We start from the raw sequence: 11,936 nt of genomic DNA on the forward strand, positions 1-11,936 counted from the left end.
CCACGGGGCGGGCCTTCGGGCCCGCCCCGTCGGCGTTCCGGGGCCGGACGGGCACGCCGGCCTCGGCGATGTGACTAGAACACCCGTCCATACCCAGTTCTGGGCTCAAGGAGCGGCGCCGCGCCGTCGATACGGACAGCGAGCCAGTTCCACGGTGACAAGGGCAAACCGCTCGCGAGGGCGGGACGCAAAGCCACAGGCCTCGACCAGCAGCACGGGACGAGGACGCTGGGCCGCCACCGGGGCCACGATGGACCCGCCGGCAAGACCCGCGGACTGGCGCGCACAACCACAGGTCCATCGATCCCAGGAGGATCACTCCACATGCTGCACAAGCTCCGCAACGACGAGGGTGGCTTCACGCTCATCGAGCTCCTCGTCGTCATCCTGATCATCGGCATCCTCGCCGCGATCGCGCTGCCGACGTTCCTCGGTCAGCAGAAGAAGGGTCAGGACGCCTCGACGAAGTCCGACGTCCGCAACGCCGTGACGATGGTCGAGTCCTGCCTCACCGAGGCGCCGAACAACTGCGACAACCCCGAGGGGCTGCCCACCGGCGTCACCGTCACCGGCTCCAACGACGGCACCCCCGAGACCTACGTCGTCACGAAGACCTCCAACGGTCGCTCGTTCACGATCACCAAGACGGGCATCGGCGTCTTCGCCCGCACCTGCAACACCTCCGGCGAGGGCGGCTGCAACAGCACCGGCGGCTGGTAGCCCCACCCCCGGCAGGACCGAGTCGCTCCACGGGGCGGGCCTTCGGGCCCGCCCCCGTGTCACGTCCGCGGCCGGTACAGCGTGCGCGCCAGCCAGGCGGTCAGCGGCAGCACCCACGCCATGTAGAGCGCGAACAGCCACGGCGCGTCCTCGAGCGTCTGCCCGTAGAAGCGGACGTGCTCGCCCCAGTAGGAGACCGACAGCAGCAGGATCGCCGCGATCGTCAGGCGCGGCACCCCCGGCCGGCGGACCGCCTCCCAGGACAGCAGCGCGAGCACGAACGGCACCGCGTAGTAGTCGATGTTCCAGGTGTCCAGCACGCAGCGCAGCGAGAACAGCAGCGCGAGCAGCAGCAGCGCGTCGTCGCGACGGCGGTCGGGCCGGCGCCACAGCAGCAGCGACAGCGGCAGCGCGACGAGCACGATCAGCGGGTGCGAGATCGTCGACGCCCAGATCGGCACGAAGTAGCGGTCGCCCTGCGGGGTCGGCTCGCGCGAGCCCAGCGGCCAGAACACGTTGTAGGGGGTCGCGACGCCGTCACTGCCGGTCTGCAGCGCCGCGTTCTGGCTCACCGACGAGAACGCCTGCGGGCTCGACAGGATCCCCGGGAGCGTCAGCGCCGCCGCGATCACCCCGGCGACGAGCAGGACCCCCAGCCGCCGCGACGGCGTGGCGATCAGCACCGGCAGGACCGCCAGCAGCGCCCACTGCTTGGTGGCCAGCGCCAGGCCGAGCAGCGCCGCGGACAGGATCCGCCGGTCCCACAGCGCGGCGAGCACCGCCCCGACGCACAGCGCCCCGGCGAGGATCTCCTCCGGGTGCCCCCAGTGCAGTGCCCGGAACGTCAGCGGGTTGAGGATCGCCAGCGCGGCCACGAGCCACTGCACCGCGGGCCCCTGGCCGACCCGCTCGAGGTGCCGGCGCAGCGCCAGGCCGAGCACGATCCCGCCGGCCAGCAAGGGCAGAGCCCCGACGTAGTAGACGACGTCGAGGTCCTCGTAGAGCACGAGTCGCACGAACGGGGCGCGCACGATCAGCGAGAAGCTGCCCATCAGCGGCTGGATCTGCAGGAAGCCGGAGACGTTCCCGGCGGCGAGCAGGTCGATCGCCTGGCTCGCGTCGGTGAAGTAGTCCAGGCCCGGCTCCATGCCGATCGCGGCGCGCAGCGTCAGCGCGACCACCGCCAGCACGGCGGTGATCGTCAGGGCGCGGGCCGGCATCCCGCGCAGCATAGGCGCCGCGACCGGGCGTCCGTCCCGCTGGCCGCACGCCTCCTCACTTCTGGGGATGGCCGGCATCGGCCGCCCGCCGACGTGACTGCGCGCCCCTCAGCCGCCGCCCGCGGACCGCCGACGCCAGACGTGCCATGGACCGGCCCCTGCCCCTCATGGACGAGGCGGGCTTCACCTTCGTCGAGCTCCTCGTCGTCCTCCTCATCATCGGTGTCCTCGCGGGCATCGCGATCCCCGCCCTCGTCGGGCAGGAGCACAAGGCGCGCGCCGCCGTGCACACCACCGAGGAGCGGACGAGCCTGCTCGAGTCGCGGCTCGCGGAGCTGCCATGAGGCTGCGCGACGAGGAGGCCGGCTTCACGCTCGTGGAGGTCCTCGTCGCCGCCGCGCTGCTCCTCGTCGGCATGCTCGCCACGCTCTCGATGCTCGACATGGCCCAGGCGGTCACCACCACGAGCAAGACGCGCGAGCAGGCCGTGTCGCTGCAGCGCGAGATCATCGAGGCGGTCCGTGCGGTCCCGTACGACCAGCTGACGCCCGGCGGGGTCGGACCCGCGGTGCGCGCCTCCGGCTCGCTCACGGACTCCAACCTCGGGTCCGGCGGCTGGACGATCCGCCGCCGCGGCGCCACCTACACCGTGGCGGTCGGCGTCTGCGCGGTCGACGACGCGCGCGACGGCACCGGCACCCACGACGGCGGCCAGTTCTGCGCGACCGGCGCCGGGACGACCAGCAGCGCCACCTGCGGCACCCTCCTGGGGATCAGCGGGGCGATCAGCGGCACGCCCGCCGCCGCCACCGCCGGGGCCGCGGTCGGGGACTGCGGGATCGACCTGAACCTCGACGGCCAGGTCGACAACCTCACCGAGGCCAGCGTCGGCCTCTGCCTGCTGATCTGCCCGGGGGCCGGGACCGACGCGATGCCCTCGGACTACAAGCGCGTCGTCGTGCTCGTGCGCTGGGCGACCGGCGGCGGCAGCCGCTACGCGCTGCAGGCCACCACGATCGCCAACCCCGGCATGGCCGCCGCGCCGAGCGTCACCGCGCTGAACGCCGCGGGCAGCGTCCCCGTCACGAGCGCGACCAGCCTCGGCTTCAACGCCACGACCTCCTCGGCCGCGGCGAGCGCCGCCTGGTACATCGACGGGACCGCGAAGGGGAACGCGGCCGGCGCCGGGACCGCGTGGACGTTCACCTGGCCGCTGGGCACCGTGTCCTCCGGCAGCACCCCGAACGCCGACGAGGTGCTCGACGGCACCTACCTCGTCGGGGCGAAGTCGTTCGACAAGTTCGGGCAGTTCAGCACCGCCCGCCAGCTCACCGTCACGGTCAACCGGCGCGCCCCGTACGCGCCGCGCCAGCTCGACGCCGGCCGCAACGGGGCCGTCGTCGACCTCGAGTGGCGCCCCAACGCCGAGCGCGACGTCGAGGGGTACCGGGTCTACCGCCGTCCCGCCGTCGGCGCGCCCGTGCTCGTCTGCGGCCCGGTCACGACCACGACCTGCCAGGACACCGCGCCGCCCGCGCTCCCCACCCTCAGCTACTACGTCGCTGCGCTGGACCGCACGACCGGCGGCGCGGTCCGCGAGGGCGCCGCCTCCGCCGACGCGGTCGTCGTCACCGGCAACCGCGCCCCGAACCCACCGACCGGCCTGACCCTGTCGGTCAGCGCCGGCAACCGCGTGCTCAGCTGGACCGCGCCCGCGGTCGCCGACCCGGACCTCGGCGACTCGATCGCCTACTACCGGATCTACCGCGACGGGGCGCTCGTCGCCGACCGCTACGACCGCACCGCCACCGGCACCGAGCTGACCTACACCGACACGCAGTCCGGCGGCGTCGCGCACAGCTACCGGATCACCGCGGTCGACCAGTACATGGCCGAGAGCACGATCGTCGGACCGGTGTCGGGATGAGCGCCGCGGCGACCGTCCGGGCGCGCCTGGCCGCCGAGCGGGGCGAGATGTCACTCACCGGGCTGCTGGTGGCGATCGTGATCTTCGCGTTCATCCTCACCGCGACGCTCACGACCTACGACTCCTACTCGCGCGGCCAGCGGCAGACCTCCGACGTCATCGACGCGCAGCAGGCGGCGCGCGCCGCGATCGACCGGCTCGCCCGCGACCTGCGCAACCTCTCCAGCCCGACCCCCGACCAGCCGCAGGCGTTCGACGCCGCCGGGCCCTACGACCTCGTCTTCAAGACCGTCGACCCCAACGGGCCGAACGCCGGCAGCAACGCCCTGAACGTCAAGCGGATGCGCTACTGCCTGGACGTCGCCAAGCCCGAGGCGGCACGGCTCGTCGCGCAGACGCAGACGTGGACGACCGCGACGCCGCCCGCGGTGCCCTCCACGACCGCCTGCCCCGGCAGCGGCTGGCCGCAGACCACGGTCCTGGCCACCGCGCTGGTGAACCGCGCCGGCGGCCGCGACCGGCCCGTCTTCCTCGTCAACTCGACCGACCTCACCGCGATCAGCGCGGTCCACGCGGAGCTCTTCGTGGACCTCGACACCGCCCGCAACCCCCCGGAGACCACCATGAGCACCGGCGTCTTCCTGCGCAACCAGAACCGCCGCCCGACCGCGGCGTTCACCGCCACCCCGAGCGCCCAGGGGATCCTCCTCAACGGCTCGACCTCCTCCGACCCGGAGGGCGAGTCGCTCACGTACCGCTGGTACGACAACGGCGCGCTCGTCGGCACCGGGATCACCTTCACGGCGCCCGCCGCCGCCGGGACCTCGCACACGATCCAGCTGCGCGTCAGCGACCCTGCCGGCCTCGAGGGCGTCTCCGCCACGCAGGCGGTGGTCGCATGACCCGCCGGCTGCGACGGCGCCTGGGCGCCGAGGACGGCACCGCGATCGTCACCGCGATCGTGCTGCTCGCCGTCATGGTCGGGATCGGCCTGGCGACGATGTCGTCGGTCGACGTGCAGAGCGCCGAGTCCGGGGCGACCCGGCAGCGCGAGTCCTCGTTCAACCTCGCCGAGGCGGCGATGTCCGCGCAGATCTTCCAGCTCGCCCGGGACTGGCCGGGCGGCGGGTCGGCGGTGAACCCGTACCCGGTCTGCACGCGGACCAGCACGGCCGCGCGCTGCCCCGACTCCGCGCAGCTGCTGTCGCTGTTCACCTCCCCGGACATCGACGCGGGCACCCAGTGGTCCACGACCGTGCGCGACAACGTCAGCCCGGACAACGCGAGCTTCTACTCCGACCAGCTCGCGCAGACCGCGCCGCAGTACGACGCCAACGGCGACGGCCAGCTGTGGGTCCGCGCGCAGGCGACCGCCCGCGGGCGCACCCGCACGCTCGTCGCGCTCGTGCGCGCCCAGCAGCAGGCCGAGGACCTGCCGCGCGGCGCGCTCATCACCGGGCGGCTGGACATCTCCAACAACGGCCGCAAGGTCCTCATCGACGCGCAGGGCGGCTCCTCCCAGAGCGGCCTCGTCGCGGTCCGCTGCGTCCCGGCGCTGCTGGAGCTCACCCCGTGCCTGGGCCACAAGCTCAGCGGCGGCGTGCTCGGCACCGCGCTCGCCACCCTCAACGGGCTGCTGAGCTTCCAGATCAGCCCGAACATCACGCAGACCGGGTACGCCAACACGCCCGCGATGAGCGCCGAGGGCCGCGCCCGGCTGAAGGCGACCGCGATCGCCAACGGCACCTACTACGCGTCCGGCTGCCCGTCGGCCGCCGGCCTGACCGGCGCGATCGTCTACATCGAGAACGGCACCTGCTCGTACACCGCCAACACCCAGTTCAACTCGCCGAGCGCCCCGGGCATGGTCCTCATCGCCCGCGGCTCGCTGTACCTCGGCGGGACCACGAACTTCTACGGCATCCTCTACCACGCCAACGAGGACGGGAGCACCGGGCAGATCATGCAGACCCAGGGCAACGCGACGGTCACCGGGGGCGTCCTCGTGGACGGCATGGCGACGACCGTCGTCGGCTCCTCCAAGCTGAACATCCGGCTCGACACCGGGGCGTTCGACCGCGTGCAGTCCTACGGCTCGGCGGGCATCGTCCAGAACACCTGGCGGGAGATCAAGGGCACCTGACCGCCGCGGCACGGACCCCCGGCCGCTCAAGCCGGGGTCCGTCCGGGCCGATGCTCCGGGCGTCATGATCGCCGTCGCGCTCCTCGCCCTCGTCCTCGGCCTCGCGGTCGGGTCGTTCCTCAACGTGGTCATCCACCGGCTCCCCCGCAAGGAGTCGCTCGTGCACCCGCCGTCGCGGTGCCCGGGGTGCGAGCAGCCCGTCCGCCCCTACGACAACGTGCCCGTGCTGTCGTGGCTCGTGCTGCGGGGCCGCTGCCGCCACTGCGCGGAGCCGATCAGCCGCCGCTACCCGCTGGTCGAGGCGCTCACCGGCCTGCTCTACGCCGCCGTCGTCCTCGCCCGCTGGGACGAGCCGGTCGACGTCGCGCTCGGCATCGCGCTCGTGACGCTGCTCGTCCCGATGACGTTCATCGACCTCGACACGCGCACGATCCCCAACGTGCTGCTCGCGCCGTTCGCCGTCCTCGCTCCGGTGATCGCGCTCGCGCTCGACCCGGACCTGCTCCCGGAGCTGCTGCTGTCCGGGGCGGCCGCGTTCGCGGCGTTCCTGCTCGTGGCGCTCGCCTCCCCGAAGGGGATGGGGATGGGGGACGTGAAGCTCGTCGGCGTCCTGGGCCTGTACCTCGGCCGCGCGGTCGCCCCCGCGATCTTCGCGGGGCTGATCGCGGGCGTGCTCGTCGGCGCCGTGATCATGGGCCGACTCGGCGCGCAGGCGGGCCGCAAGGTCGCCGTGCCGTTCGGCCCGTTCCTCGCGCTCGGGGCGGTGCTCGCCCTGTTCGTCGGCGAGGACCTCGTCGACTCCTACGTCGACACGTTCTAGCGCGCCGCGTCGGCGTCCACGATCTCGCCGCCGACGCTCAAGTCTGAAGCCCGTCTGGACGAAGAGGGGAGTGGAGGCGCCCCCCGCTCGAACCGCGAGCCGGACGGGCCGATCCGCCCCCGAGACCCATGGCCAAGAAGCCCGCAACCATCGTCGGACTGGAGCTCGAGCCGAGCGGCGTCACCGCCGTCGCGGTCACCGGCTCCGGCCGCCTCGAGATCAAGCACGCCGCGACCGCCCCGCTGGACCCCGGCGTCATCCGGGACGGGGAGGTCGCCGAGGTCGACGCGCTCGCCGACGCGCTGCGCCGCCTCTGGCAGGACGAGAAGGGCCTGGACAAGCGCGTCCGGGTCGGCATCGCCAACCAGAAGATCGTCGTGCGGATCATCGAGCTGCCGGTCATCGAGGACCCCAAGGAGCTCGCCCAGGCCGTCCGCTTCCAGGCCCAGGACCAGATCCCGATGCCGCTCGACAGCGCCGTCCTGGACTTCCAGACGCTCGGGATCGTCGACACCGACCAGGGCCGCCGCCAGCGCATCGTCCTCGTCGCCGCCCGGCGCGACATGATCGACCGCGTCCTCGCCGCCACCCGCGCGGCGGGCCTGCGCCCCGAGGGCATCGACCTCTCCGCGTTCGGCATGGTCCGGGCGCTGCAGCCGACCGCGCTCGCCGCCGGTGCCGGCCCGGACGACGTCGTCCTCTACGTGTCGATCGGCGGCCTCACGAACATCGCGGTCGCCCAGGGCCGCACCTGCACGTTCACGCGCGTCGTCGGCGCCGGGCTTGAGCAGCTCGCCGTCGAGCTGGCCGAGCGGCGCCGCCTGACGCTGGACCAGGCGCGCGCCTGGTTCGCCCAGGTCGGCCTCGAGCAGCCGCTCGAGCTGCTCGACGGGGACCCCGAGATCGTCGCGGAGACCCGCGCGCTGCTCGACGAGGGCACCCGCCGGATCGCCGGGGAGGTCCGCAACAGCGTCGACTTCCACCACATGCAGGGCAGCTCCGGGCCGGTCACGCACTGTGTGCTCACCGGTCCGGCGGCCGACGTCCCCGGCTTCGTCGCCGCGTTCGCGGTCGAGCTGGGCCTGCCCGTCCACCCCGGCGCCGTGGCCGGCGCGCCCCTGGGCCTCGACGCCCGGATGGCCGTCGCCGCGGGCCTCGCGATCCCGGAGGCCCAGGCCGCATGAAGGCCGTCAACCTCATCCCGCTCGAGGAGCGCCGCGGCGCCGGCGGTGCCGCCGGCCGGTCCGGCGGCGCGGTCTACGTGCTGCTCGGCGCGCTCGCGATGGTCGTCATCGCGCTCGCGACGCTCACGGTCACCGGCAAGCGCATCGACGACCGCAAGGCCGAGCTCGCGTCCGTGCAGCAGCAGGTCGCCGCCGAGCAGGCCCGCGCCGCCGAGCTGCAGGCCTACGCGACGTTCCGGGCGCTGCGCGAGGCGCGCGTCCAGACGGTCACGAGCCTCGCCAACAGCCGCTTCGACTGGGGTGCCGCGCTGCACGAGGTCTCCCGTGTCGTCCCGCGCGACGTCTGGCTGACCCAGCTGAACGCGACGGCCGCGCCCGGCGTCGCGGCCGGCGGCGGCGGGACCGGGGCGAGCACGCTGCGCAGCGCGCTCGCGGTCCCGGCGATCGAGCTGACCGGCTGCACCACGAGCCAGCCGGGGGTCGCCCGCGCGATGGCCGCCTTCCGCCGCATCGACGGCGTGCAGCGCGTGACGCTCGCGAGCTCCGAGAAGGGCGACGCCGCCCAGGCGGGCTCCTCCGGCAGCGGCGACTGCCGCCAGGGCCGCGACACCTTCCCGCAGTTCTCGATGGTGCTGTTCTTCGACCCGCCGGCCGGGGGCGTCGCTCCCGCCACGCCCGGGACCGCGACGGCCGCCCCGGCGGCGGTCACCGGCCCGACCGGCGCCACCGGCGCCGCCCCGTCCACGGCGACCGCGCAGCTGCAGGCAGCCAGGCCGCCAAGGACGCCGCACTCGCCACGCAGGAGGAGGACCGGTGACCGCCCGTGACCGCACCGTGCTGATGGTCGTGGGGCTGCTCGCCCTCGTCCTCGGCTTCTGGTTCCTGGCGATCTCGCCCAAGCGCGACGAGGTCGCCGCGCTCGACACCCGCATCGCCACCGCCCGGCAGGAGCTGCAGGTCGCCGCCGAGGGGGCGCGCAGCGCCGAGCAGGCGAAGGCCCAGTACGCCCGCGACTACGCGGTCGTGGCGCGGCTCGGCAAGGCCGTGCCCGCCGACGACGACGTCGCCTCCCTGCTCGTGCAGCTGGAGGCGGCGGCCGACGACGCCGAGGTCGACTTCCGCACGATCCGCCTGGAGTCCTCCGGCACCGTCGCCCCGCAGGCCGCCACGCCGAGCGCCGCGGTCGCCGCGGTCGGCGCGGCCGAGAAGGGCAAGGACCCGGCGGCCGCCGCGGCCGCACCCGCCACCGAGGCGGCCGCCGCCGTGCTGCCGCCCGGCGCGGCGATCGGCCCGGCGGGCTTCCCGACGATGCCGTTCAGCTTCGCGTTCCAGGGCGAGTTCGCCGGCCTGGAGAAGTTCCTCGACCAGCTCACCGCGTTCACGCGGATGAAGGGCAGCACGATCGCCGTCCGTGGCCGCCTCCTGACGATCGACGCGGTGAACCTCACCGCGGGACCGAAGGGGTTCCCGCAGATGGAGGCGGCGATCAAGGCGACCGCCTACCTGCTGCCGGGCGACCAGGCCGGCCTGCCGGCCGCGCCCGGCGCCACGCCCACCACCGTGACGACCTCCGGAGGCACCCCGTGACCGTCCTGCGCGCCATCGGGCACGACCTCGTCGAGAAGAAGCTGTGGCCGCTCGCGGTCCTGCTCGTCCTCGCGCTCGTCGCCGTGCCGGTCGCCCTCGGGGGCGGCGGCAGCCCGCAGAGCACCCCGGCCGACCCCGGCGCGACCGCCGCGGTCGCGCCCGGCGGCGCCCCGGCGACCGCCGAGGTCGCGGTCGCCGTCGAGCAGCCCGCGCTGCGCCGCCGTGCCGGCGCGACCCGGGACCCCTTCCGCCAGCAGTACGTGCGCAAGGCCACCGGCGCGGTCGACGGGGCGGTCACCGGCGCCACCGGCGTCGCGACGGTCGACCCGGTGAAGGACGTCAGCGGCGGCACGCCGAGCTCCCCGGTCGCGGCGACGACGGGGCCGAGCGGCACCAGCGGCCCGTCCTCGACGGCCGGCACCACGACCGTCCCGAAGCTCGACCCGCTCGACGTGTACCGCGTCGCGCTGCGGTTCGGCACCGACGAGCGCCGCCGCACGCTGCGCAACGTCTCGCGGCTGAGCCCGCTCCCGAACGCCGAGCAGCCGTTCTTCGTCTTCCTCGGCGTCCTCGCCGGCGGCAAGAAGGCCGTGTTCCTCGTCGGCGCCGACGCGCAGGTGACGGGGGACGGCACGTGCCGCCCGTCGCGCACGAACTGCGAGACCGTCGAGATGGGCACCGGCGACACCGTGTTCCTCGACCGCGAGACCGCCGACGGCATCACGCAGTACGAGCTCGAGCTGCTGTCGGTGACGCGCCGCACCAGCGCGCAGGCGGTCGCGGCCAAGGAGGGAGCCTCCACCTCCCAGAAGCGGCAGTCCGCCGCGAAGGACGAGGCGGCCGAGGACCTCACCGACCTGTACCGCTGGGACGACGAGCGGGGCGTGCTCGTGCGTCGCAAGCTCACGCGTGCCGCCCGGTCGGCGCCCGCCGCGACGCGCACGCCGGCGCCGCAGGACGCCCCGGCGGTCGCGGGACACACGGCGGCCGAGTACCGGGCCTGGTATCTCGCGGTCTACCTGGAGTACCTGCGCCAGCTCGCGGCCGGGACGGCGCAGGCGGCGCAGCGGACCGCGGCGGTCCTCGACGCGGTCCCGCAGCCCTGAGCCCGGGGGTCTGGCGCGGGCCACGGCGTCCCGCCGCGTAGACTCCGGCGCCGCATGACCCTCAAGCTCGTCACCGCCGGGGAGTCCCACGGGCCCGGTCTCACCTGCCTCGTCGAAGGCCTGCCCGCGGGCCTGGAGCTCGATCGCGACGCGATCGACCGCGACATGGCGCGTCGCCAGCTCGGCCACGGCCGCGGCGGCCGCATGAAGATCGAGACCGACCGCGCGTACGTCACCGCCGGGGTGCGGCACGGCCGCACGCTCGGCGGGCCGATCGCCCTCCAGGTCGCCAACCGCGACTACACCAACTGGGAGGAGCGGATGAACCCGTGGCCGGTCGAGGCGACCGTCCCCGAGGTGCACCTGCCGCGGCCCGGGCACGCCGACCTCGTCGGCACGCAGAAGTACGGCCTGACGGACGTCCGCGACATCCTCGAGCGCGCGAGCGCCCGCGAGACGGCCGCGCGCGTGGCGGGCGGCGCGGTCTGCAAGGCGTTCCTGCGCACGCTCGGGGTGGAGGTCGTCAGCCACGTCGTGCAGATCGGCAGCGTGCACGCGCCCGCGGTCGACCGCGAGCTGACGCTGGCGGACTTCGACGGCATCGACGACGACCCGGTCCGCTGCCTGGACGGGGACGCGAGCCGCGAGATGGTGCAGCACATCAACGTGCAGCGCAAGGCGAACGAGTCGATCGGCGGCGTGTTCGAGGTCGTGGCGTTCGGCCTCGTGCCGGGCCTCGGCTCGCACGTGTCGTGGGAGGAGCGTCTCGACGGCCGCCTGGCGGGCGCGATCTGCTCGATCCAGGCGGTGAAGGGCTGCGCGATCGGGGACGCGTGGGACGTCGCGGGCCGTCCGGGCTCGCAGGCCCACGACGAGATCTTCTACGACGCCGAGCGCGGCTACCACCGCTCCACGAACCACTCCGGTGGTCTGGAGGGCGGCATGACGACCGGCGATCCGCTGCACGCGCGCGGGGCGATGAAGCCGCTGCCGACGCTGACGAAGCCGCTGCAGAGCGTGGACATCGACTCCAAGGAGCCCGCGCAGGCGCTGCGCGAGCGCACGGACTCGTGCACGGTGCCGGCGGCCGGCGTCGTCGGCGAGGCGATGGTCGCCCTGGTCCTCGCGGACGCGTACCGGCGCAAGTTCGGCGGCGACCACGTGGACGACGTGCGCGCCGCGGTGGACGCGTACCGCGCCCGCCTGCGTCAGGGGTAGCGGGCCCGCGC

12 protein-coding genes and 1 riboswitch are annotated in these 11,936 nt (G+C 74.3%); of the genes, 11 read left to right on the plus strand and 1 reads right to left on the minus strand.

The annotated features are described in order from the left end of the window. Positions 1 to 152 precede the first annotated feature (152 nt). A riboswitch (cyclic di-GMP riboswitch) is annotated at positions 153 to 241 on the plus strand. A gap of 83 nt (positions 242 to 324) precedes the next feature. Next, positions 325 to 720, plus strand: coding sequence for a type IV pilin protein (locus GKE82_RS30330; protein ID WP_154732095.1), 396 nt, complete (start codon positions 325 to 327; stop codon positions 718 to 720). Positions 721 to 779: 59 nt separating this feature from the next. Here the strand turns inward: GKE82_RS30330 and GKE82_RS01355 are convergent, their stop codons facing one another. After that, entirely contained in the window at positions 780 to 1,940 is a 1,161-nt protein-coding gene (locus GKE82_RS01355) for a glycosyltransferase 87 family protein (RefSeq protein WP_154732096.1), read from the minus strand. A 146-nt stretch (positions 1,941 to 2,086) separates the two neighbouring features. Between GKE82_RS01355 and GKE82_RS01360 the strand changes: the two genes are divergently transcribed. The 10 genes from GKE82_RS01360 (at position 2,087) to aroC (ending at position 11,925) form a co-directional block, all read left to right on the plus strand. Continuing rightward, positions 2,087 to 2,284 (plus strand): prepilin-type N-terminal cleavage/methylation domain-containing protein, encoded by a 198-nt coding sequence (locus tag GKE82_RS01360; protein ID WP_107570855.1) that lies wholly within the window; start codon positions 2,087 to 2,089, stop codon positions 2,282 to 2,284. Further along, complete coding sequence (locus GKE82_RS01365) at positions 2,281 to 3,867, plus strand: fibronectin type III domain-containing protein (RefSeq protein ID WP_107570856.1); 1,587 nt, start codon at positions 2,281 to 2,283, stop codon at positions 3,865 to 3,867. The genes GKE82_RS01360 and GKE82_RS01365 overlap by 4 nt, the downstream gene beginning before the upstream one ends. Continuing rightward, complete coding sequence (locus GKE82_RS01370; RefSeq protein ID WP_107570857.1) at positions 3,864 to 4,769, plus strand: PilW family protein; 906 nt, start codon at positions 3,864 to 3,866, stop codon at positions 4,767 to 4,769. Before GKE82_RS01365 ends, GKE82_RS01370 begins: the two co-directional genes overlap by 4 nt. Then, the gene (locus GKE82_RS01375) at positions 4,766 to 6,010 is read left to right on the plus strand and encodes a hypothetical protein (RefSeq protein ID WP_154732097.1); all 1,245 of its coding nucleotides are present in this window, start codon (positions 4,766 to 4,768) and stop codon (positions 6,008 to 6,010) included. Before GKE82_RS01370 ends, GKE82_RS01375 begins: the two co-directional genes overlap by 4 nt. A gap of 64 nt (positions 6,011 to 6,074) precedes the next feature. Then, positions 6,075 to 6,830, plus strand: a complete 756-nt coding sequence (locus GKE82_RS01380) for an A24 family peptidase (RefSeq protein WP_154732098.1) — start codon at positions 6,075 to 6,077, stop codon at positions 6,828 to 6,830. A 128-nt stretch (positions 6,831 to 6,958) separates the two neighbouring features. Further along, positions 6,959 to 8,014, plus strand: coding sequence for a type IV pilus assembly protein PilM (gene pilM, locus GKE82_RS01385; protein ID WP_154732099.1), 1,056 nt, complete (start codon positions 6,959 to 6,961; stop codon positions 8,012 to 8,014). Further along, positions 8,011 to 8,841, plus strand: a complete 831-nt coding sequence (locus GKE82_RS01390; RefSeq protein ID WP_154732100.1) for a PilN domain-containing protein — start codon at positions 8,011 to 8,013, stop codon at positions 8,839 to 8,841. Before pilM ends, GKE82_RS01390 begins: the two co-directional genes overlap by 4 nt. Continuing rightward, positions 8,828 to 9,601, plus strand: coding sequence for a type 4a pilus biogenesis protein PilO (locus GKE82_RS01395; protein WP_107570862.1), 774 nt, complete (start codon positions 8,828 to 8,830; stop codon positions 9,599 to 9,601). Before GKE82_RS01390 ends, GKE82_RS01395 begins: the two co-directional genes overlap by 14 nt. Further along, positions 9,598 to 10,707: a hypothetical protein gene (locus GKE82_RS01400; protein WP_107570863.1), complete on the plus strand. Its 1,110-nt coding sequence runs from the start codon at positions 9,598 to 9,600 to the stop codon at positions 10,705 to 10,707. The genes GKE82_RS01395 and GKE82_RS01400 overlap by 4 nt, the downstream gene beginning before the upstream one ends. Positions 10,708 to 10,761: 54 nt before the next feature. Continuing rightward, positions 10,762 to 11,925 (plus strand): chorismate synthase, encoded by a 1,164-nt coding sequence (gene aroC, locus GKE82_RS01405; RefSeq protein ID WP_107570864.1) that lies wholly within the window; start codon positions 10,762 to 10,764, stop codon positions 11,923 to 11,925. Positions 11,926 to 11,936 lie beyond the last annotated feature (11 nt).

Source organism: Conexibacter sp. W3-3-2, assembly GCF_009707605.1.
GTDB classification, from domain to species: Bacteria; Actinomycetota; Thermoleophilia; order Solirubrobacterales; family Solirubrobacteraceae; genus Paraconexibacter; species Paraconexibacter algicola.